Source organism: Streptomyces sp. NPDC048643 (genome assembly GCF_040650615.1).
In the GTDB taxonomy this organism is placed as follows: Bacteria; Actinomycetota; Actinomycetes; order Streptomycetales; family Streptomycetaceae; genus Streptomyces.
In genome coordinates, this window is the sequence record NZ_JBEZHO010000036.1 from 25,018 (window position 1) to 45,758 (window position 20,741).

The following is a 20,741-nucleotide window of genomic DNA, read 5'->3' on the forward strand; positions in this document are numbered from 1 at the left end:
CCAATGAACAACTCGGTTACGAACTCCGCCCGGTTGCTGTGGGCCGGACTGCGAGCGCTCCTGGTGCTCACCGTGGTGACGGGCGTGATCTACCCGCTCGCCGTCACCGGGGTGGCTCAGGGCCTGTTCCCCGGCAAGGCGAACGGCTCGGAGATCACGGCGAACGGCAAGGTCGTCGGCTCGTCCCTGATCGGCCAGGCCTACAACCTCCCGCTGAAGAAGGGCCAGGAGACCCCGGAGCCCGATCTGAAGTGGTTCCAGGGCCGCCCGCAGAACGGTCTCGGCACCAACAGCGTCAACACCCGGTACCAGCTGATCCTGTCGGGCGCGACGAACCGTTCCGGTGACAACGCCGACCTGATCACGTGGGTCAAGGACGCGAAGGCCGCCGTGGTCAAGGACAACTCGACCGCGGACTACAAGGTCAAGCCCTCCGACGTACCCGCCGAGGCGGTCACGTCGTCCGGCTCCGGCCTGGACCCGGACATCTCCCCGGACTACGCGGACCTCCAGGTCCACCGCGTCGCCGAGAAGAACCGACTCCCCGTCGGACAGGTGCGGAAGCTGGTCGACGAGCACACCGACGGCCGCACCCTCGGCTTCGTCGGCGAACCCCGCGTCAACGTGCTCGAACTCAACATCGCGCTCAAGGAACTCGTGGCGAAGAGCTGATGGGCTCAGGCGCACCAGGCGGGAGTCGGCGACCCGGGACACCTCCCGCGCACGCCGACTCCCGCCGCCATGAGGCCGGTTCACCCCCTCGGCCTGTCGGTACCGCTCTCCGTACGGCCCCGACAGGCACCCTCACCCCGCCTCGCAGGAAGGCCCTCCGATGACCCGGCTGCTCGTGGTGGAGGACGACCCCCAGCTCGTACGGGCGCTCGTGATCACCCTCCAGGCCCGCGGTTACGGGGTCGACGCGGCACCCGACGGCACCACCGCGCTGCGGATCGCCGCCGCCCGCCGGCCCGACGCGGTCCTCCTGGACCTCGGGCTGCCCGACATGGACGGCACCGACGTCCTCAGGGCACTGCGCGGCTGGACCGGGGCCCCGGTTCTGGTGATCTCCGCGCGCCGGGCCTCCGGCGAGAAGGTCGCGGCCCTCGACGCGGGCGCCGACGACTACATCACCAAGCCGTTCAGCATGGACGAACTCCTCGCCCGGCTGCGGGCCGCCGTCCGCCGCACCGAGACACCGGCGCTCACCCCCGACACGGTCCTCGTCACCACCGACGAGTTCACCGTGGACCTGGCCGCGAAGAAGGCGAGCCGCGCGGGCCGTGACATCCGCCTCACGCCCACCGAGTGGCAGCTGCTGGAGATCCTGGTCCGCAACCCGGGCCGCCTCGTCACGCAGCGCCGCCTCCTCCAGGACGTGTGGGGCGTCACCGCCGGCAACAAGACCAACTACCTGCGCGTGTACATGGCCCAGCTCCGCCGCAAACTGGAGGCGGACCCCTCCCACCCCCGCCACCTCATCACCGAACCGGGCATGGGCTACCGCTTCGAGGAGTAGGGAGGGGAGGCAGGGCGGACGCGGTTCCGACCCGGAGGCCCGGAGGCCCGGCGGCTCGGCGGCCCGGAAAAAAGGGGGAGACGCCGTGCCGGAACCCGCTGAAGACTCACCCCCATGACCGAACTCACCACGCCGCCCCGTCTCGTGGCGCCCACACCGGCCGTGCGGGACTCCTACCTCGCCGGTGAACGCGCCGACTGCGCGGCGGAGAACAGAAGCACCGACTCGCTCGACGGGGCCGCGGAGGACTTCGCGGCCTACGTGGAGGAGCGGCGCGGCACGCGGACCCGCTGGGGTGTCCCGTCCACCGTCTTCTGGTACGTCTCCGGCGCGCACTACCTCGGCAGCCTCGTCGTTCGGCACGACCTCACCCCCGAGCTGGCGGAGGTCGGCGGCCACGTCGGCTATCACGTCGTCACCCCCTGGCGCCGTCAGGGCCATGCCACCGGGATGCTCGCCGCGGGCCTCACCGAATGCCGCCGTCTCGGCCTCGACCGGGTCCTCTTGACCTGCGACGCGGACAACGAGGCCTCCCGCCGCGTGATCCGCGCCAACGGCGGCGTCCCCGACGGCCGGATCCGTGGCGAGGACCGCTTCTGGATCGGTGTCGGGGACGCGTGAACGGGAGTCCCGGACGAGAGCCGGCGTCCGGTCGCCCGTCCGTCACACGAGGTGGGCGAAGACCACCAGGTTCTCGGTGTAGTCCTTGGCGGAGCGGTCGTAGTTGCCGGCGCAGGTGATCAGGCGGACCTGGGCGTCGGGGGTGTCCGCGTACACGCGCTCGTCGGGGAAGTCGTCCTTCTCGAAGGTGTCCGAGCTGTCCACGGCGAAGGTGGCCGTACGGCCGTCGGACCGCTTCACGCTGAACTTGTCGCCCTTCTTCAGGTCGCTCAGACCGGCGAACACGGCGGCGGAGGTCTTCGTGTCGACGTGCCCGGCGATGATCGCGGCACCGCGCTCACCGGGCGAGACGCCCTTGGCGTACCAGCCGACCAGATTCACGTCGTCCGCGGGCGGCGGTTCGAGCCGGCCCGAGTCGTCGATGGTGAGTTCGGTGAACGGCGCGTCCACCTCGATCTTCGGGATGAGCAGGCGGGTCGGTTCGGCCCGGGGGAGGTACGTGCCGGACGGGTGGGCCGCCGAGGACGCGGAGGACGAGGCGGCGGGGGCCGCCGCCGCGCGGGACGCGCCGGTGGGGCCGGACGGATCGTCATGACCGCGGAACACGCTCGTGGCCATGACGATCGCGATGCCCGCGCACCACACGATCCAGGTCAGGCGCCGCCGGGGGTTGTGGGTCTCGGCGGGAAAGGACGACCGGGCTGCCATCGGGCACCACCTCATCGGGTCGGGCAGCGGAACGAACACGGGGCGGTCAGGCACCCCCGGACGTACGGCGGGCGCGGTGACTGCGGAAGGAGCGGTGGAGCGGAGTCGGCGGGACGAGCGGCGGGGGCGCGCCACGGCGGGCGCGCCCCGTGCGGCCCGGAGCCATGCGTAGGCAACAAGGGGGGCTGACGGGAAGCCGGCCGGGCCGCCACGGAGTACGTGGGGTGGCGGCCCGGGCCACTATGTCGTCAGGCATGGTCAGGCCACACCGCCCTCGGCGTTCCTACGACGCACCACGTAGACGCCCGCGGCCGCGAGACCGAGGACCGCGACACCGCCGGCCGTGACACCCGGCGTGGCGAGCCCGCCGCCACCGGTGTGCATGCCGCCGTGCGGCTTCTCCTCCTCGTCCTGGCCCTTCTCCCACGAGCCCTTGTCGCCCTTGTCCTGCTCGGAGTCCCAGGACTTCTCGTGGTCCGAGCCCGAGGACTCCTTGTCCTTGTAGGTCTCCGGGTCGTACTTCTTGTCGCCCTTGGACGAGTCGTCCGTGGTGACGGCCGTCAGCGCGCCGCCGCCGGTGTGCATGCCGCCCTGGGGCTTCTCCTCCTCGTCCTTGCCGTGCTCCCAGGAGCCCTTCTCGTGGTCCGAGTCCGAGGACTCCTTGTCCTTGTCGCCCTTGGACCAGTCGTCGCCGGTGACGGCCGTCAGCGCGCCGCCGCCGGTGTGCACACCGCCATTCGGCTTCTCGTGCCACGAGCCCTTGTCGTGGTCGCTGTCCTTGTCGTGCTCCTTGCTGTAGGAAGAGGAGGAGTCGTCGTGCTCCTTGGTCGAGGAGGACGAGGAGTCGTGGTCCCAGTCGCCGGCCGTGACGGCGTAGGCGCCGGGGGCGGCGATCGCGAGAGCGGCGGTGGCCGTCGCGGCAGCGAGGAGCATGCGGGCAGATCGCATTGTCGGAGTCCTTCCGTCAGGACCGGGCAGCTGACCTCTTGTCAGCACACGTGAACCCGGCCCGACGTGATCCACCGTCATTCCGATCCGCTCCGCCCACCACTTGGGACGCACGCTCGGCCCACTCCCGCGGCCACCCCCGTCGGCCGTCCCGTTCGCCCACCCGAGAACGGCCACACCTTTCTGACCTGCTCGTTCGACGCGAGCCTCCGGCGTGTCGCCGAGCCTGTGGGGCGCCTTGTGCTTGACCCGATCGGCGGCGACACGTCTGCTCACCGTCCCGGGCGTGGCGCGGACCGCCGCGGCGCCCGATCGCGACGTCCGGACGGGCCACGGGTCGTCAGATCCCGACGTCCCGGCGGTTCATGTCCTCCGGCGACTCCCGGCGGACGAGAAGGCGCGCCACGCCGTCGGACACGGCGACCACGGGCGGGCGGCCGACCAGGTTGTAGCCCGAGGCCATGGAGAGGTGGTACGCCCCGGCCGCCGGGACGGCGAGCAGATCGCCGGGGCGGACGTCCCCCGGGAGGGCCACCTCGTCGGCGAGGACGTCCCCCGCCTCGCAGTGCCGGCCCACGACGGTGACCAGGCGGGGCGGGGCGCCGGAGACCCGGCCCACGAGCCGGGGCGCGTACCGGACGCCGTAGAGCGCGGGCCGCGGGTTGTCGCTCATGCCGCCGTCGACGGCGACGAACGTACGGCCGCTGGTGCGCTTGACCGAGAGGACCCGGTAGACGGCGACGCCGGCCGGCCCGACGATGGCCCGTCCCGGCTCCAACGTGAGCCGGGGGACGGGCAGTCGGGCGTGGGCGCAGCCCTCCTCCAGCTCGGCGCGGACCCGGCCGGCCAGGACCGGGACGTTCATGCTGTCCTCGCCGGGGCGGTAGGCGATCGCGTGGCCGCCGCCGATGTCCAGCTGGGGGAGGACGACCCCGTGTTCGTCCCGCACCCGTGCCATGAGCCCGACCAGCCGGCGCACCGCGCTGACGTACGGCTTCACCGAACCGATCTGCGAGCCGATGTGACAGTGCAGACCGACGAGTTCGAGGTGCGGCTGGCCGAGTATCCGGGCGATGGCGTGCCGTGCCGAGCCGTCCGTGATCGACAGGCCGAACTTCTGGTCCTCCGTGCCGGTGCGCACCTTGGCGTGCCCGCCGGCGGCGATGCCGGGCACCACCCGCACCATGACCTTCTGCCGGGTACCGGACGGGGTGAGCGCGGCGAGGCGGGTGATCTCCGAGGTGCTGTCCACGACGATGCGTCCGACCCCGAGGCGGAGCGCGGTGCGCAGGTCCTCGGGACTCTTGGCGTTGCCGTGCAGCACGATCCGTTCCGGCGGGAAGCCCGTGGTGACGGCGAGGGCGAGTTCCCCGGCGGAGCAGACGTCGAGGCCGAGGCCCTCCTCCCGTACCCAGTGCGCCATCGCCCGGCACAGGAAGGCCTTCGCCGCGTACACGACGTCGGCGTCGGGGAACGCCGTGCGGTACGTACGGCAGCGGGACCGGACCTCCTGCTCGTCCAGGACGTAGACCGGGGTGCCGAAGCGGTCGGCGATCTCGGCGAGGGGGACACCGGCGAGGGAGAGGTCTCCGCCGGGGGCGGGACGGGTGGAGCGGGGCCAGACGGTGAGGCCGTCGGCGTCCCGCGCGTCGGCCGTGACCTCCGGGGGGAGGGGGGACGCGACGATCGCGGGCAGTTCCTGGATGGACATGACGCCTCCTCAGCCGATCAGCAGGTTCAGACAGACGACGACCGCCGCGGCGCCGGTCGTGCGCAGGGCACCCACGTGCTGGGGGTGCCACCGGCGCCAGGAGTTGTCGCGCTCGCGGACGGTCGCGGCGGCGCGGTCGGCGGCGGGGGCGGAGAGCTGCGGGTCGACGGTGAGGGCGGTGACGCCCAGCGGCGCGGCGAGGGCGCGCAGCGCGGGTTCGGAGAGCCTGATCCAGGCCTGTCCGGCACCGAGTGTGGCGGTGAGGCGCGCGGCCGAGGTGAACCCGACGGCCGTACGACCGCCGACGGGGGTACGGAAGAGGCGGGCCGTGCAGCCCGTGGGCCCCGGCCGGACGGGGACGAAGAGAGGCCGGCTGGACCTCCGCCCGTGCCGTCCGGCCGGGAAGGGTTCGGAGGGCTCGGGGTCCTCGGAGGTGTCGAGTGGAGACATGTGGTGCTCCTCGAAGGGGGTGGTCGCCGCCCGGCCCGTTCGCCGGACGCCTCGGTGACGCTATGCCCGTCCACCGGGGGAGCGGGCGTCTCCCTGACGCATGCTTGACGGCTGACGCCGGGGTCGTGACGGGATGCTGACGGGGGCTGCGCGCCGGGCGTCGGCGGCGGGTGCGGTCCGGTGGTGGGTCGGGGCCGTGCCGGTCCATCCGCCCGTCGCCGTTGGATCAGACGTGGGTCGAGCAGCGGCAGCTGCTCGATCCGGACGTCAGCGACGGGCATGTGATGTACCGGCACGGCCCCTCCCGCCGGACGCCGACTGCGGGCCGTGCGTGAATTTCAGACCCTCCGGCGTCTGAGGAGCGGGGTCTGGGGCGGAGGGGGCGAGGAACGCCGCTCACTCCGCCCCACCGGCGTCAGGTGGCCCGGCGTCTGCGCGAGCGCGGTCGGCGCTCGCCGGGCGGTCCGCTCAGCGGCTGCCGACCGTCAGTTCCCTCGCGTCGAGGGGCAGGTGGAGGCCGATCCTGCGCTGGACCGCCGCGAGATCGCTCACCAGGGGCGAGGGCGGTACGGCGAGGACGGGGCACGCGGCGTGTGCGAGGCAGTACCGGGCGACGGAGGGGAACAGGGCGCGGCGCAACGGCCCGCGGGTCCCGGCCCCGACCACCAGGAGATCGTCCTCACCGGCGGCGCTCTCCACGAGTGCGGGCCCGGTCGCGCCCTGGACGACCACGGCCTGGAACGGCACCTCGGGCCCGTCGGGTCCGAAGGCCGAGCCGAGCGCGTCGAGGAGTCGCATGCCGGCGTCCTGACGGAGGTCCTCCAGCGGCAGGGGGCAGACGGCGCGCCGGTGCGCGTAGGTACCGCCGGGCGGCTCCCAGGCGAGTACGGCCAGCAGGTCGGCACCGCTCCGCCGGGCCTCGTACGCGGCCCGGTGCAGCGCGGCCAGGCTCCCCGGCGACCCGCTCACCCCGACGACGACGCGTCGCCGCCCGGCACCCGGGCGGCCACCGTCGTCGCCCGCACCGTTCTCCCCGCCCGCACCCGCACCCGCACCCGCACCTGTAGCGCGCACCATGTCCTCCCCGTCCCTCGCCGGCCGTCCACCGCACGGCCGCCCAGGTATCCGTTGCCCAGGAATCCGGCCGTCTCCCATGGAAGGCGCGGGCGGGGACGGATGTCCGGCGTGTTGACGCCTCTCTGACCCGGCGTGCCCCCGCGCTGACGCACCTCTGACGCCGTCCGGCCGCCGCCCGTCCCGCGCCTGGCACACTGGCCGGCTGAACGGCGAGAGACGGCGAGAGGCGGGCGATGGCCATCGTGCGGGACGGAAACAGGACCACCGTGGTGACGGGCGGCAGCCGGGGGATCGGCGCGGCCGTGTGCCGGCGGCTGGCCGGGGACGGGCACGACGTCGTCATCGGCTACCGGTCCGACGCCGCGGCGGCCGAGAGGGTCGCCGAGGAGGTCCGCGCCGTGGGCCGCCGGTGTCTGACCGTGGCCGTCGACACGTCCGACGCCGGCGCGGTCGACCGGCTCTTCGACGCGGCGACGGCCGAACTCGGCCCGGTCACCGGCCTGGTGAACAACGCCGGGATCAGCGGCCCCAACGGCCGCCTCGCCGACGCCGACCCGGCCGGCATGCGGCAGGCACTGGAGGTCAACGTCCTCGGCTATCTGCTCTGCGCGCGCCGCGCGGTACGGGAGATGACCGCGGCGGGCGGCGGAGCGATCGTCAACATCTCCTCCGCCGCGGCGACGCTGGGCAGCCCCGGCCAGTACGTCCACTACGCCGCCGCGAAGGCCGCCGTCGACGCGCTGACCATCGGCCTGTCCAAGGAGGTCGCGGCCGACGGCATCCGCGTGAACTGCGTCGCCCCCGGCACGGTCTGGACCGACTTCCACGAGGACCCCGAACGCCCGGCCCGCGTCGCTGCGGCCGTCCCCCTGGGCCGGGCGGGCCACCCGGACGAGATCTCCGGCGCGGTGTCCTGGCTCCTGTCCCCGGACGCGTCGTACACGACGGGCGCGGTGCTGCGGGTGGCGGGCGGGCTGTAGCGAGGCGCGGAGAGGTTCACCCCGATACGACCGGGGGTACGCGAAAGGCGGGGTCGTGGACCCCGCCCGTGCATCCGATACGTCTCGGCTCAGGGCCACACCAGACAGTACGGCTGGTGGCCCGCCTCGTGGAGGCGGTGGGAGAAGTCCTGCCATTCGTGCAGGAGCTGGTAGACGTTGAACGCGTCGCGGGGGCCGCCCCGGTCCGGGACCGTGGACCAGATGAAGGCGGCCGCGCCGACCGCCTCCTCGCCGATGCCGCGGAGCGGGTCGACGACCGTCATGGGGAGCTTCACCACGGCGTAGTCGGGGTGGAGGACGACCAGCTCCAGCGGGGGGACCTTGTGCAGGGGGACGCCCTCTATGCCGGTGAGGACCATCGCGGCCATCGTCTCCGGCTTGATCTTGGTGAACATGCCGTTCATCCCGAGCTCGTCGCCGCCGAGCTCCTCGGGGCGCATCGAGATCGGGACCCGGGCCGCCGTCGCGCCGTCCGGAGCGCCGAAGTATTTGTACGTCACCCCCACCCGGCCACCATTCCCGCTTCCCGCCCGCAGCCGCTCCACCGAGCCGTCACCGCGCTCGGGATCGCCCTGCGGTCCCTGTGCCTGTCCTGCCCGTGTGCCGGCCGCTTCCTCCGCCTCGCGTCGGTGCCTTCCCCGCCGGGCACGCCGAGGACCGAGGTCATCGGTCCCCTCGCCCAGTCCGCCACCGCGATGCATATCTCCACCCGACTGCTTTTCTAAGGCGCGCGACCCCCGCCACGCAACCCGATCATCGTGACAGTGACCTCCCCCACGGCCGCACGCCGAAACGTACGCTGAAACACCTGTCCGCGGGATCTTCGCGGCCCCTGAACACCATGGTTCATGTGAGCTGTCCGTCCGTAGCCCCAGTTTCGCAGATGGCCGGGGGAAGGAGGCCGGTTGTCGTACCGGGCTCCTCTCCGCCCGTCCGCGATGGCCGGGATCATTCCTCTCTGGAGCCGTACGTCGGGCCGCGCCCGTCCGTTCACGGTTCCCCGTTCTTCCCCTCCCGGGTCCCCGCGGCCCCTGGCCTACCCTGAGGTAGTCACTAGCCCCCCGGAGTCGGAGACGTCGCAGGTCATGACCGAACTGCCTTATCCCTACGAAGCCCCAGCCTCGCAGTCGCTGTTCGACCGAGCGACCGCCGTCACCCCAGGTGGCGTGAACTCGCCGGTGCGCGCCTTCCGAGCCGTGGGCGGTACGCCCCGGTTCATGGTGTCCGGCACCGGTCCGTACCTCACCGACGCCGACGGCCGTGAGTACGTCGACCTCGTCTGCTCCTGGGGTCCCATGATCCTCGGGCACTCCCACCCCGAGGTCATCGCCGCCGTCCAGGAGGCCGTCTCCCGCGGTACGTCCTTCGGTACGCCCGGTGAGGGAGAGGTCGCCCTCGCCGAGGAGATCGTCGCGCGCGTCGAGCCCGTCGAGCAGGTCCGGCTCGTCTCCAGCGGCACCGAGGCGACGATGTCGGCCATCCGGCTCGCGCGCGGGTTCACCCGGCGGGCGAAGGTGATCAAGTTCGCCGGCTGTTACCACGGCCACGTCGACTCGCTGCTCGCCGCGGCGGGCAGCGGCCTCGCGACGTTCGCCCTGCCGGACACCCCCGGCGTCACCGGCGCGCAGGCCGGCGACACCATCGTCCTGCCGTACAACGACCTCGAGGCCGTGCACGCCGCGTTCCACGCGCACCCCGGTGAGATCGCCTGTGTGATCACCGAGGCCTCGCCCGGCAACATGGGCGTGGTGCCTCCCGCGCCCGGGTTCAACCAGGGCCTGAAGGACGCCTGCGCGAAGAACGGCGCCCTGTTCGTCTCCGACGAGGTGATGACCGGCTTCCGCACGAGCAGGGCCGGCTGGTTCGGGATCGACGGTGTGCGTCCCGACCTGATGACCTTCGGCAAGGTGATGGGCGGCGGCTTCCCGGCCGCGGCGTTCGGCGGCCGCGAGGACGTCATGGCGCACCTCGCGCCGGCCGGGCCGGTGTACCAGGCGGGCACGCTCTCGGGCAATCCCGTCGCCACCGCGGCCGGTCTCGCGCAGCTGCGGCTGCTCGACGACGCGGCGTACGCCAAGGTCGACGCGGTGTCGGAGCGGATCCGGACGCTGGTGACCGAGGCGCTCGCCAAGGAGGGTGTGACCCACCGTCTGCAGAGTGCCTCGAACATGTTCTCCGTGTTCTTCACGGGACGTGAGGTGCGCGACTACGAGGGTGCGAAGGCGCAGGAGTCCTTCCGCTACACCGCGTTCTTCCACTCGATGCTGGCGCAGGGCGTGTACCTGCCGCCGTCCTCGTTCGAGTCGTGGTTCGTGTCGACGGCCCATGACGACCAGGCGGTTCAGCGGATCGCCGACGCCCTTCCGGCGGCGGCACGGGCAGCGGCGGAGGCCACGGCATGAGCGAGTCCAGCGGCACGAACGGCGGCATCGGCGGCACGGGTGAGGACGACATCACCGTCGTCCACCTGATGCGGCACGGTGAGGTCGCCAACCCGGACGGGGTCCTCTACGGGCGGCTGTCCGGCTACCACCTGTCCGAGCTCGGCCGGCAGATGGCCGACCGGGTGGCCGAGCACCTCGCGCCGCGTGACGTCACCCACGTCGTGGCCTCGCCGCTGGAGCGGGCGCAGGAGACGGCCACGCCGATCGCGAAGGCGCACGGTCTCGACCTGGCGACCGACGGGCGGCTCATCGAGGCGGACAACGTCTTCCAGGGCAAGACCTTCGGGGTCGGGGACGGCGCGCTGCGTCGGCCGGAGAACTGGAAGCACCTCGTCAACCCGTTCAAGCCGTCCTGGGGCGAGCCCTACGTCGACCAGGTCGTGCGGATGATGGGCGCGCTGGACGCGGCCAAGGACGCCGCGCGCGGCCACGAGGCGGTGCTGGTGAGTCATCAGCTGCCGATCTGGATCGTGCGCAGCTATGTCGAGAAGCGTCGGCTGTGGCACGACCCGCGCAAGCGGCAGTGCACGCTCGCCTCGCTGACGACCTTCACCTACCGCGGCGACAAGATCGTGTCCGTGGGTTACAGCGAGCCCGCGCGCGACCTGGTGCCGGCCCATCTCCTCGCCGGTGCCAAGCCGGTGAAGGGCAAGGACAAGGCATTCGGGGCCTGACGGCCAAATGAGCGCATATTCGTAAAATCATATAAATCTGCGCGAGTTATACGGAACCCGCGACTTCATCGTGCCCTCTCATGGGGTGCCAGCTGAGAGCCAGCTGAGAGGGTGCGATGAAACGAGGACCGTATGCGGGACGTCAGCCGGAGGGGAATGATCGGTCTCGGGGCAGGTGCCGCGGCCGCGATGGGACTTGCCGCGTGCGGCACCGCGCAGAAGGACGCCGTGGGTCACGCCGGTGGTTCCCCCACGGCGGGCAGCGGCCGGCCCGGCACCCCGAAGCGGACCGTGCGCCCCATCGGTGACGGCTCCACCGCCTACACGGGCAAGCAGCCGCACCAGCCCGGGCAGCCCGTGCCGCTGGAGCCCGGCCAGACCCCGCCGCAGTTCGTGGTCTTCTCCTGGGACGGCGCCGGCGAGGTGGGTACCGGTCTCTTCGACCGCTTCCTGCAGCTCGCCAAGGAGAACGAGGCGCACATGACGTTCTTCCTCTCCGGGCTGTATCTGCTGCCCGAGTCGAAGAAGCGCCTGTACGACCCGCCCAACAACCCGCGGGGCGCCTCCGACATCGGCTACCTCAACGACGACCACGTCCGGTCCACCCTGAAGCTGGTGCGCCAGGCCTGGCTCGACGGGCACGAGATCGGCACCCACTTCAACGGCCACTTCTGCTCCGGCTCCGGCTCGGTCGGCAACTGGACGCCCCAGCAGTGGCGCAGCGAGATCGCGCAGGCGAAGTCGTTCGTCACCGAGTGGCGCACCAACACGGGCTGGACCGATCTGCCCGCGCTGCCCTTCGACTACGAGAAGGAGTTGATCGGCGCCCGCACCCCGTGCCTGCTCGGCCAGAACAACCTGCTGCCCGCCGCCCGCGAGCTCGGCTGGCGTTATGACGCCTCCTCGCCCGGCGGGGTGCAGCGCTGGCCGCAGAAGAAGGAGGGGGTGTGGGACCTGCCGCTCCAGGCGATCCCCTTCCCCGGGCACCGCTTCGAGGTCCTCTCCATGGACTACAACATCCTGGCCAACCAGTCGATCGCCACCACCCGGGCGCCCTCGTACAACTACCCGGGCTGGCGCACCCAGGCGACCAACTCGTACATCGCCGGATTCAAGCGGGCATACGAGACGAACCGGGCGCCGTTCTTCGTCGGCAACCACTTCGAGGACTGGAACGGCGGCATCTACATGGACGCCGTCGAGAAGGCCTTCAAATACATCGCCCACGAGAAGAGCAAGGGCGCGGACGTGCGGCTCGTCTCCTTCCGGCAGTTCGTGGACTGGCTGGACGTGCAGCGACCCGAGGTGCTGGCGAAGCTCCAGTCGATGGACGTCGCCGAACAGCCCGCGGGCGGCTGGAAGTCGTACCTTCGGGGGCAGGCCGCCTGATATGCGGGTTTCCGCCCGCAAGGGGGGTGCGGAAGATCCCCGAAACGGGCATGCGAAACTTTTCACATGAGTGCCGCCTGCCGCGCAGACCAGCGCCCGATCCGCACCCGTCGCCGCGCCGCCCTGCTGACCGCCGGGGCCGCCGTCGCCGCGCTCGTCCTGACCGCGTGCGGGTCGGGCGGCACCAAGGGCGGTGCCGGCGGCAGCGGTTTCGTGGCAGGCAAGGACGGCATCTCGACGGTGGCCAAGGCCGACCGCGTGGCCATCCCCGACCTCTCCGGCAAGACCGTCGACGGCAAGCAGCTCGACGTCGCGGACTACAAGGGCAAGGTCGTCGTCCTGAACGTGTGGGGCTCCTGGTGCCCGCCGTGCCGGGCCGAGGCACCCAACTTCGTGAAGGTCGCCAAGGAGACCGCCGGCCAGGGCGTGCAGTTCGTGGGCATCAACACCCGTGACGCGAACGTGTCGCTGGCGCGGTCCTTCGAGAAGGACAAGGGCGTCACCTACCCCAGCCTGTTCGACCCGACGGGCAAGCTGATGCTCCGCTTCAAGAAGGGCACGCTCAACCCGCAGACGATCCCGTCGACGCTCGTCATCGACCGGGACGGGAAGATCGCGGCCCGCACGCTCCAGGCGCTCAGCGAGGACAAGCTGCGCGAGATGCTCGACCCCGTCCTCGCGGAGAAGTGACCGGCGTGTCCCTCCTCCACTCGTCCACGTATCTCGCCTCGGGCGACCTGAGCGACACGGTCTCCAGCGGGGCCCTGCTGCTCGCCCTGCCCATCGCGGTCCTCGGCGGTCTCGTCTCCTTCTTCTCCCCGTGTGTCCTGCCGCTCGTCCCCGGCTATCTCTCGTACGTCACCGGGGTCAGCGGCACCGACCTGGCGGACAGCAGACGCGGACGGATGGCCGGCGGCGCGAGTCTGTTCGTGCTCGGCTTCACCGCCGTGTTCGTCTCCGGCGGGGCCCTGTTCGGCTACTTCGGGTCGACGCTGTTCGCGTACCAGGACACGCTGTCCAAGGTGCTCGGCGTCCTCATGATCCTCATGGGCGTCTTCTTCATGGGGATGATGCCCTGGCTGACGCAGCGCGAGTTCCGCTTCCACAAGCGGCCGGTGACGGGTCTGGTCGGGGCCCCGATACTGGGCGCGCTGTTCGGCATCGGCTGGACGCCCTGCATCGGCCCGACCCTCGCCTCCGTGCTGGCGCTCTCCTCGAACGAGGCGAGCGCCGGGCGAGGGGCCATACTGACCGTCGCGTACTGCCTCGGTCTCGGCGTGCCCTTCGTGCTCGCCGCCGTCGCCTTCCGCAAGGCGCTCGGCGCGTTCGGCTGGGTCAAGCGCCACTACGTCTGGGTCATGCGCATCGGCGGCACGATGATGATCGTGACCGGCGTGCTCCTGCTCACAGGTGCCTGGGACAGCCTGGTGCAGCAGATGCAGACGTGGTCCAGCGGCTTCACGGTAGGGATCTGATCCATGAGCACGACCGACACCGGCAACACCCACGACTCCGCCGCGACGCCGGAGGACGACGGCGCGCCGGACCCGGTGAGCCCCAAGCGGCACATCGGGGTGAGCGCCGACGGCGAACTCGGCGAGGCCGGTTCCCAGCTGTCCACCGCGCCCGTCGAGACGGCGATGCCCGGCTCCTTCGGCGGCACTCGCAAGCCCGGTGCCGCGGGGTGGATCGCCTGGACCGGCCGTGAGGTGACCGGCTGGGTCCGGTGGTTCTGGCGGCAGCTCACCTCGATGCGGGTCGCGCTGATCCTGCTCTTCCTGCTGTCGCTCGGCGCCATCCCCGGCTCGCTGATCCCGCAGTCCGGCACCGACGCGGCCAAGGTCCAGGACTTCAAGGACGCGCACACCCTGCTCGGCCCGGTCTACGAGCGGCTCGGTCTGTTCCACGTGTACAGCTCGGTGTGGTTCTCCGCGATCTACATCCTGCTGTTCGTCTCGCTCATCGGCTGCATCGTGCCCCGCACCTGGCAGTTCGTCGGGCAGTTGCGCGGCCGTCCGCCGGGCGCCCCCAAGCGGCTGAACCGGCTGCCCGCCTACGCGACCTGGCGCACCGACGCCGAGCCCGAGCTGGTCCGCGAGGTCGCGCTCAAGGTGCTGAGGCAGAAGCGGTTCCGGGCGCACGTCGAGAAGGACGCCGTCGCCGCGGAGAAGGGCTACCTGCGCGAGACCGGCAACCTGCTCTTCCACATCGCGCTGATCGTGATGCTCGTCGCCTTCGCCTGGGGCCAGCTCTTCAAGTCCGAGGGCAACAAGCTGATCGTCGAGGGCGACGGCTTCTCCAACACGCTCCTGTCCTACGACGACTTCAAGTCCGGCAATCTCTTCAGCACCGACGACCTGACCCCGTTCAGCTTCGACCTGAAGAAGTTCACCGGCACCTACGAGCGGACCGGCCCCAACAAGGGCACCCCCCGTACGTACCAGGCCGCCGTCGACTACAGCGTCGGCGCGTACGGCAAGGAGAAGAAGACCGTCGTCAAGGTCAACGAGCCGCTCGTGATCGGCGACTCGAAGGTCTACCTCACCGCCCACGGCTACGCGCCCACGGTGACGGTCCGGGACGGCAAGGGCAAGGTCGTCTTCCACGACGCCGTGCCCCTGCTGCCGCTCGACTCGAACGTCACCTCGCAGGGCGCCATCAAGGTGATGGACGGCTACAAGAACGCGCGGGGCGCGGGCGAGCAGCTCGGCTTCTCGGCCTTCTTCGTGCCGACCTTCGCCGGCGCGGGCAAGGGCGACATGTTCTCCCAGTTCCCGGCGCTCGACTACCCGGTGCTCGCGCTGAGCGGCTACCACGGCAGCCTCGGCGTCGACGCGGGCCTGCTGCAGAACGTGTACCAGCTCGACACGGCCAACATGAAGCAGTTCAAGGACGCCAAGGGCGACATCCTCAAGAAGCGGCTGCGGCCCGGCGAGACGATGACGCTGCCGAACGGCGCCGGCTCGATCACCTTCGACAAGGACATCAAGGAGTGGGCGAACTTCCAGGTCACCCAGCAGCCCGGCAGTGACTGGGCGCTGGCCGGAGCGTTCGCCGCGATCTTCGGACTCGCCGGCTCGCTGTTCATCCAGCGCCGCCGCGTCTGGGTCCGGGCCACCACCGGCGCCGACGGTGTCACCGTCGTCGAGATGGCGGGGCTCGGCCGCAGCGAGTCCGCGAAGCTTCCCGAGGAGCTCGGCGATCTGGCCGCGCTCGTCCACGCTTCTGCGCCCACCAAGCCCGACGATGACGCGGCACCCGCCGACGCCGAAACCCCCGTACCCGCCGCCGAAGGGGCTGAGAAGCAGTGACGCTCGCCACCGCCCACGACCTGGGCGCCGTGACCGATCTGGCCACCGCGACCAACGAACACCTCGCCAACGTCAGCAACACGCTGATCTACTCCGCGATGGCCGTCTACACGCTGGCGTTCTTCGCGTACATCGCCGAGTGGCTCTTCGGCAGCCGCAGCAAGGTCGCGCGTACCGCGAACGCCCTCACCGCGGGAGGCGAGAAGGCGGCCGCCGCACCCGAGGTCACCCTGCAGACCGCGGGCGGCACCGCCGTCCTGGCGCGGCCCAAGGTCGTCACCCGGTCCGCGACCGGTGCGCGGGACGTGCCCGACGGGCCCGGCGCGCACGGCGGCGACGAACAGGGAGACCTGTACGGCCGGATCGCCGTGTCCCTCACCGTCCTCGCGTGGGCCGTCGAGGCGGCCGGCGTGGTCGCCCGCGCCATGTCGGTGCGGCGGGCGCCGTGGGGCAACATGTACGAGTTCAACATCACCTTCTCCACCGTGGCCGTCGCGGTGTTCCTCGTGCTGCTCGCGCTGAAGAAGAACGTGCGCTGGCTCGGCCTTCCGCTGGTCACCACGGTCCTGCTCGACCTCGGGCTCGCCGTCACCGTCCTGTACACCGCGAGCGACCAGCTGGTCCCGGCGCTGCACTCGTACTGGCTGTACATCCACGTGTCGACCGCGATCCTGTGCGGCGCCGTCTTCTACGTGGGTGCCGTCGGCACGCTGCTCTACCTGTTCAAGGACAGCTACGAGAACAAGCTCGCGAACGGCGGACAGCCCGGCCGGTTCGCCACCTCGGTCATGGAGCGGCTGCCCGCCTCGTCCTCGCTCGACAAGTTCTCCTACCGGGTGAACGCTGCCGTCTTCCCGCTGTGGACGTTCACGATCATCGCGGGCGCGATCTGGGCGGGCGACGCCTGGGGCCGCTACTGGGGCTGGGACCCCAAGGAGACCTGGGCGTTCATCACGTGGGTCGCGTACGCCTGCTACCTGCACGCGCGCGCCACGGCCGGCTGGAAGGGCCGCAAGGCCGCCTACATCGCCCTGATCGCCTTCGGCTGCTGGCTGTTCAACTACTACGGCGTGAACATCTTCGTCACCGGCAAGCACTCCTACGCGGGCGTCTGACCCGCCCGGACACGAAGAGGCCGGCCCCGGTGACCTGTGTCGCCGGGGCCGGCCTCCGTCGTCCGCGGGGCACGGGCCGCTACGACGGCGGGAGGCACTCGGCCGCCGGTGGTTTGCCCTCCGGCCAGGCGAGGCGCACGAAGCGCGCACGGCTGTCGGGAGTCAGCTCCACGATCGGCACGGCCTTGTCGTACGGGTTCCCGTGGGCGTCCAGACAGATCCACCCGCTCGCCCCGTTCACCCGCAGCTGCCTGCCCTTGACCTGCGGCCACTGGAGGCCGACGTCGGCGAGCGCCGGGATGCGTCCGGTCGGCGAGGCACCGCGGATGCCGCGTACAGCGAGCCGCATGGCGTCGTACGCGATGATCAACTGGCCGTCGGCGAGGGCGACCTCGCCGAGCGGGCCGACCGGTCCCCGCCGGGCGCTGTCCAGCAGCCGCTGGAGGACGACGGCGTCGGCCTTGCTGCCGCCGGTGCGCGCGCGGTCCTTCAGCCAGGCGTCGGGATGGGCGAGTGCCGTGTAGCGCACCGACAGCCGCGGGTCCTTGAGCGCGGCCGGGTCGAGGTCCTTGTCGCCCGCGAGGTACGAGCCCTCGTCGCCGGTGAGGACGGTGAAGCGGCGGTCGGAGCAGCCCCGGGCGCCCAGCGCGTTGATGAACTGGCGCAGTTGGGTGTGCCGGCCCGCGAACAGGACCGTGTCCGTCGCCTTCGGGGTGTTGCACAGGATGGTGGCGATCTGCGCGAAGACGTTGGCGGTGCTGCCCTCCTTGCTGCGGTCGGCGGGCGGGGTGAACGGCTGGGCCTCGTACCGCGCGCCCTTGAGCATCTTCTCGAAGGACCCCTGGAGCGTGCGCGTGTAGGGGTCGCCGGTGCGGTCGTAGACGAGGAAGGCGTTGGCGGCGGACACCTTGGCGAAGGAGGCGAGGGCGCGGGCCTCGTCGGTGTTGGTGGGGGAGACGCGGGCGAGGCCCGGAAAGGGGTCCTTGCCGTTCTGTCCGTCGGCCAGGTCGTCGGCGGTGATCGAACTCCCTATCACCGGTATGCCGCGCCGGGTCAGCTCGGCCACCGCCCGCTTGTTGTTCTCGGTGCTCAGGCCCACCCCGGTCACCGCGCGCAGCCGGTCCGCGCTCCTCGTCATGCGCTCCAGCTGGTCGACCGTGTGCCGCCAGGAGGCGCCGGTGGCACCGGGGTTGGCGAGGACGAGCCGTATCTTCGGCTTCAGCCCGGTCGTGTCGTGATTGGCCTGGTACTGCGCGAGATAGGCGCCCTGGAGTTCGTGCTGCACGTCGTTCAGGTTGTCCGCGTCGGTGGCGGTGAAGGGTTCGAGCAGGGCGACCGTGACGTAACTGCCGGGCGCCAGGCGGTGGTTCTCCCGGTTGATCGCGCGCACCGTGTCGGCGAACCGGGCGCGCCCGAAGGCGTACGTCGTCGAGGAGACGCCCACGCACTCGTCGCGGTCCGGGGGCTGGACGACCCCGGGTGCGCAGGAGCGGTTCTCCTTGGTCGCGGTCAGGCCGCCCCAGACACCGAGGCCCACCAGGACGGCGGCCAGCGTCAGTGCCACGTACCGGCGGAAGCGGATCTCCCAGACGTCCTCGCGCAGCCACACCCACAGTCGAGCCATCAGCGGCCTCCGTCCTCGTCGCCCGGGATGCGCAGGGCCCGGCCGGCGAGGGCGTCGGCGGGCCAGTCACGGGAGGCACGCCACAGCAGGGCGTTGCCCGCGGGCCGCAGGTTCGACAGCTGTTCCAGCTCGAACCGCAGCCGTTCGGTGACGCGCGGGTCCGGCAGCACCAGCGGGTCGGTCAGTTGCCACACGGCGTGCAGCAACCGCCGTACCCGCAGGTGCAGTACGGCGTCGACGCCCTCCGGCGGGCGGTGTGCGGCGTCCGTGCGGCCGAGGGCCACGGCGGCCCGGTGGTCGTGGCCGTCGAAGTCCCGGCCGTCCGGGTCGTGCGCGTGGTAGTAGGGCGCGGAGGCGATGAAGACCAGTGCGGACAGCCAGCCGCGGGTGTCGGTGCGCGGGAAGGTGTCGCTCAGGTAAGCCACCGCGAAGTCGGCTTTGCCGAGGGCGAGTTCGTGGTGCAGTCGGTAGCGGGCGCTGTCCGGGGGCGCCGACTCGCCGGGGTGGTCGGAGTAGTGGTCGACGAGGGCGCGGTGCACCGCCCGCCACCGCTCGTGGTCGGGGTCCGCGTGGTGCAGCCGCAGCAGGAGCAGCGCGCGCAGGAACGGGTCGCCGACGAACTGGCCGTCCGCCGTCGCCCAGCCTTCCGAGGCGAGCCGTTCCTCCAGGTCGAGGACGCCGGAGGCGCCGAAGTCCTCGGGGAGCCGGGACTCCGCGAGCGAACAGGCCGACTCGCGGTCGTGGGCGGCGGCCAGCACGGTCAGTTCGTCGAGGCGGCCGCCGGGCACCAGTCGCGCGAGGAGTTCCTGGTAGGCGGGGCGGCCGGCGTGGTCCTCGTGCAGGGCGACGTCGGAGGTCAGCAGCGCGCCGAGCGAGTCCGCGCCGACGGGCAGGTTCTGCCGGGCCGAGGCCGCCAGCAGGGTGATGCCGAGCGGGCTGCCGCAGGTCAGCCGGTGGGTGGCGTGCGGGAGTTGGGCGGGCAGGCCGTCCGGCCCGCCGGTCGTGCCGGTGCCGCCGGACGCGGTGTCCATGATGTGCAGGGTGTCGTCGGGGGTCAGCGGCGGCAGCGCGACGAGCAGGGCCCGCGAGGACGGCGAGGTGCCGGGCCGCCAGCCGGTCTCGCGTGCGGTGTCGGGCAGCGCGAGCCGGCCGGCGTTGCGCAGCGCCGGGTGCGCGTGGCCCCGGAGCGCGGCGAAGAACACGGCCCGGTCCACGATGCCGTCGGCGCGGTCGCGCAGCACCGGTTCGAGGAGGCCGAGCCCGGCGGGCTCCTGGACGTTGTCGATGAGCAGGACCGGGCGGCCCCGCCGGTGGGAACGCTGCACGACGCCCGCGTACGCGTCGTCGAGGTCGGCGAGCAGGGCCCGGACCAGATGGCGTTCGGCGTGCCGGCGTGAGTCGCCGCCCGCCCGGAAGTGTCGGGAGAGCAGGATCAGCGCGAGCTTGGGGCTGCCGCCCGCGTTCGGGTAGTCCCGGTACCAGGTGGCGGCCTTGCGCAGCCGGCGGTGGGCCGGCGCGACGCCCTCCGCGAAGGCCTCCAGGGTGGCCTCGATGATGGGTTCCACCACGGGGCCCGTCCCGCTCATCGACGCGACGAGTTTGGAGACGACCTTGCTCACCCAGCGCCCGGCGAACCCCGACAGCCACGAGTCGGTCTCGTTCAGCAGCAGGATCCGTTCCGCCTCCTGCCGGATGCGGGGCACGTCCCGGTTGCTCCAGCCGCCCGCCGCCACGGCGAGCAGGCCGGAGGAGAGGCGCGGGAACGCGATCCTCCCGGCGCCCTTCACCGGTTCGGCGAGTTGTTCCGCGGCCGTGGTGAGCGCCTGGCCGACCGGGGACCAGGACTCCGCGGGGCGTTCGGCGGGCGGCGCGGCGAACTGCCGGTCCTCGCCGTCGACCAGGGCGACCGGTGTGTGCCACCGGTAGGCCTCGCGCAGTTCCTGGAGCACGGCGGTCTTGCCGAGCCCCCGGCCGCCGGTGAGCACCACGAAGGGTGGTTCACCCGCGTGTTCGTACGGTGTGGCGCGCAGCTGGTACGGACGCAGTCCGACCAGTCGTGACGCGAGTCCGGGCGGATCGGTGTCGAACAGCGCCCCTCTGCCGTGCAGCCCTGCGTGCACCGCATCTCCCCCTGGTCCGCGGTCCGGTCCGA

Annotated in this window: 19 protein-coding genes; 11 read left to right on the plus strand and 8 right to left on the minus strand. The window is 71.9% G+C overall.

Annotated elements, in window-relative coordinates:
* Positions 1-3: 3 nt before the first annotated feature.
* From AB0C62_RS29030 to AB0C62_RS29040, 3 genes are all read left to right on the plus strand, one after another.
* The gene (locus tag AB0C62_RS29030; RefSeq protein WP_362978086.1) at positions 4-672 is read left to right on the plus strand and encodes a potassium-transporting ATPase subunit C; all 669 of its coding nucleotides are present in this window, start codon (positions 4-6) and stop codon (positions 670-672) included.
* Between the two features lie 160 nt (positions 673-832).
* A complete protein-coding gene (locus tag AB0C62_RS29035; protein WP_362978088.1) occupies positions 833-1,516 on the plus strand; it encodes a response regulator in 684 nt (227 codons plus the stop codon).
* Positions 1,517-1,630: 114 nt separating this feature from the next.
* Positions 1,631-2,137: a GNAT family N-acetyltransferase gene (locus tag AB0C62_RS29040; RefSeq protein ID WP_362978090.1), complete on the plus strand. Its 507-nt coding sequence runs from the start codon at positions 1,631-1,633 to the stop codon at positions 2,135-2,137.
* A 42-nt stretch (positions 2,138-2,179) separates the two neighbouring features.
* Here AB0C62_RS29040 and AB0C62_RS29045 read toward each other — a convergent pair whose 3' ends face one another.
* The 5 genes from AB0C62_RS29045 to AB0C62_RS29065 form a co-directional block, all read right to left on the minus strand.
* Positions 2,180-2,845 carry a class F sortase gene (locus tag AB0C62_RS29045; RefSeq protein ID WP_362978092.1) on the minus strand — a complete coding sequence of 222 codons (666 nt, stop codon included), beginning with the start codon at positions 2,843-2,845 and terminating at the stop codon, positions 2,180-2,182.
* A 258-nt stretch (positions 2,846-3,103) separates the two neighbouring features.
* The gene (locus AB0C62_RS29050) at positions 3,104-3,793 is read right to left on the minus strand and encodes a hypothetical protein (protein WP_362978094.1); all 690 of its coding nucleotides are present in this window, start codon (positions 3,791-3,793) and stop codon (positions 3,104-3,106) included.
* Positions 3,794-4,133: 340 nt separating this feature from the next.
* On the minus strand, positions 4,134-5,504 hold the full coding sequence (gene lysA / locus AB0C62_RS29055) for a diaminopimelate decarboxylase (protein WP_362978096.1): 1,371 nt from the start codon (positions 5,502-5,504) through the stop codon (positions 4,134-4,136).
* A 9-nt stretch (positions 5,505-5,513) separates the two neighbouring features.
* Positions 5,514-5,954, minus strand: a complete 441-nt coding sequence (locus AB0C62_RS29060) for an SAV_915 family protein (RefSeq protein WP_362978098.1) — start codon at positions 5,952-5,954, stop codon at positions 5,514-5,516.
* A 468-nt stretch (positions 5,955-6,422) separates the two neighbouring features.
* Entirely contained in the window at positions 6,423-7,031 is a 609-nt protein-coding gene (locus AB0C62_RS29065; RefSeq protein WP_362978100.1) for a universal stress protein, read from the minus strand.
* A gap of 233 nt (positions 7,032-7,264) precedes the next feature.
* Between AB0C62_RS29065 and AB0C62_RS29070 the strand changes: the two genes are divergently transcribed.
* A complete protein-coding gene (locus tag AB0C62_RS29070) occupies positions 7,265-8,011 on the plus strand; it encodes an SDR family oxidoreductase (RefSeq protein ID WP_362978102.1) in 747 nt (248 codons plus the stop codon).
* Between the two features lie 89 nt (positions 8,012-8,100).
* Here the strand turns inward: AB0C62_RS29070 and AB0C62_RS29075 are convergent, their stop codons facing one another.
* Entirely contained in the window at positions 8,101-8,733 is a 633-nt protein-coding gene (locus tag AB0C62_RS29075) for a hypothetical protein (protein ID WP_107482611.1), read from the minus strand.
* A 384-nt stretch (positions 8,734-9,117) separates the two neighbouring features.
* Between AB0C62_RS29075 and hemL the strand changes: the two genes are divergently transcribed.
* From hemL to ccsB, 7 genes are all read left to right on the plus strand, one after another.
* Positions 9,118-10,434, plus strand: a complete 1,317-nt coding sequence (gene hemL / locus AB0C62_RS29080; RefSeq protein ID WP_362978104.1) for a glutamate-1-semialdehyde 2,1-aminomutase — start codon at positions 9,118-9,120, stop codon at positions 10,432-10,434.
* On the plus strand, positions 10,431-11,150 hold the full coding sequence (locus tag AB0C62_RS29085) for a histidine phosphatase family protein (RefSeq protein WP_362978106.1): 720 nt from the start codon (positions 10,431-10,433) through the stop codon (positions 11,148-11,150). The genes hemL and AB0C62_RS29085 overlap by 4 nt, the downstream gene beginning before the upstream one ends.
* Positions 11,151-11,282: 132 nt before the next feature.
* Entirely contained in the window at positions 11,283-12,539 is a 1,257-nt protein-coding gene (locus AB0C62_RS29090) for a hypothetical protein (protein ID WP_362978108.1), read from the plus strand.
* A 66-nt stretch (positions 12,540-12,605) separates the two neighbouring features.
* Complete coding sequence (locus AB0C62_RS29095; protein WP_164369547.1) at positions 12,606-13,229, plus strand: TlpA disulfide reductase family protein; 624 nt, start codon at positions 12,606-12,608, stop codon at positions 13,227-13,229.
* Positions 13,226-14,014, plus strand: a complete 789-nt coding sequence (locus AB0C62_RS29100; protein ID WP_362978110.1) for a cytochrome c biogenesis protein CcdA — start codon at positions 13,226-13,228, stop codon at positions 14,012-14,014. The genes AB0C62_RS29095 and AB0C62_RS29100 overlap by 4 nt, the downstream gene beginning before the upstream one ends.
* Positions 14,015-14,017: 3 nt before the next feature.
* Positions 14,018-15,850, plus strand: coding sequence for a cytochrome c biogenesis protein ResB (locus AB0C62_RS29105; protein ID WP_362978112.1), 1,833 nt, complete (start codon positions 14,018-14,020; stop codon positions 15,848-15,850).
* Positions 15,847-16,965, plus strand: coding sequence for a c-type cytochrome biogenesis protein CcsB (gene ccsB / locus AB0C62_RS29110; protein ID WP_362978114.1), 1,119 nt, complete (start codon positions 15,847-15,849; stop codon positions 16,963-16,965). Before AB0C62_RS29105 ends, ccsB begins: the two co-directional genes overlap by 4 nt.
* Before the next feature lie 79 nt (positions 16,966-17,044).
* Here ccsB and AB0C62_RS29115 read toward each other — a convergent pair whose 3' ends face one another.
* Both AB0C62_RS29115 and AB0C62_RS29120 read right to left on the minus strand, forming a co-directional pair.
* Positions 17,045-18,589 (minus strand): hypothetical protein, encoded by a 1,545-nt coding sequence (locus tag AB0C62_RS29115; RefSeq protein WP_362978116.1) that lies wholly within the window; start codon positions 18,587-18,589, stop codon positions 17,045-17,047.
* The gene (locus tag AB0C62_RS29120; RefSeq protein WP_362978118.1) at positions 18,589-20,709 is read right to left on the minus strand and encodes a hypothetical protein; all 2,121 of its coding nucleotides are present in this window, start codon (positions 20,707-20,709) and stop codon (positions 18,589-18,591) included. Before AB0C62_RS29120 ends, AB0C62_RS29115 begins: the two co-directional genes overlap by 1 nt.
* Positions 20,710-20,741: the final 32 nt, after the last annotated feature.

Coding starts and splice junctions, on each gene's coding strand:
- AB0C62_RS29115 (WP_362978116.1), bottom strand. CDS start 18,589: ATGGCTCGACTGTGGGTGTGGCTGCGCGAGGACGTCTGGGAGATCCGC.
- AB0C62_RS29075 (WP_107482611.1), bottom strand. CDS start 8,733: ATGCATCGCGGTGGCGGACTGGGCGAGGGGACCGATGACCTCGGTCCT.
- AB0C62_RS29050 (WP_362978094.1), bottom strand. CDS start 3,793: ATGCGATCTGCCCGCATGCTCCTCGCTGCCGCGACGGCCACCGCCGCT.
- AB0C62_RS29095 (WP_164369547.1), top strand. CDS start 12,606: ATGAGTGCCGCCTGCCGCGCAGACCAGCGCCCGATCCGCACCCGTCGC.
- hemL (WP_362978104.1), top strand. CDS start 9,118: ATGACCGAACTGCCTTATCCCTACGAAGCCCCAGCCTCGCAGTCGCTG.
- lysA (WP_362978096.1), bottom strand. CDS start 5,504: ATGTCCATCCAGGAACTGCCCGCGATCGTCGCGTCCCCCCTCCCCCCG.
- AB0C62_RS29085 (WP_362978106.1), top strand. CDS start 10,431: ATGAGCGAGTCCAGCGGCACGAACGGCGGCATCGGCGGCACGGGTGAG.
- AB0C62_RS29070 (WP_362978102.1), top strand. CDS start 7,265: ATGGCCATCGTGCGGGACGGAAACAGGACCACCGTGGTGACGGGCGGC.
- AB0C62_RS29040 (WP_362978090.1), top strand. CDS start 1,631: ATGACCGAACTCACCACGCCGCCCCGTCTCGTGGCGCCCACACCGGCC.
- AB0C62_RS29035 (WP_362978088.1), top strand. CDS start 833: ATGACCCGGCTGCTCGTGGTGGAGGACGACCCCCAGCTCGTACGGGCG.
- AB0C62_RS29065 (WP_362978100.1), bottom strand. CDS start 7,031: ATGGTGCGCGCTACAGGTGCGGGTGCGGGTGCGGGTGCGGGCGGGGAG.
- AB0C62_RS29030 (WP_362978086.1), top strand. CDS start 4: ATGAACAACTCGGTTACGAACTCCGCCCGGTTGCTGTGGGCCGGACTG.
- AB0C62_RS29105 (WP_362978112.1), top strand. CDS start 14,018: ATGAGCACGACCGACACCGGCAACACCCACGACTCCGCCGCGACGCCG.
- AB0C62_RS29090 (WP_362978108.1), top strand. CDS start 11,283: ATGCGGGACGTCAGCCGGAGGGGAATGATCGGTCTCGGGGCAGGTGCC.
- AB0C62_RS29045 (WP_362978092.1), bottom strand. CDS start 2,845: ATGGCAGCCCGGTCGTCCTTTCCCGCCGAGACCCACAACCCCCGGCGG.
- AB0C62_RS29060 (WP_362978098.1), bottom strand. CDS start 5,954: ATGTCTCCACTCGACACCTCCGAGGACCCCGAGCCCTCCGAACCCTTC.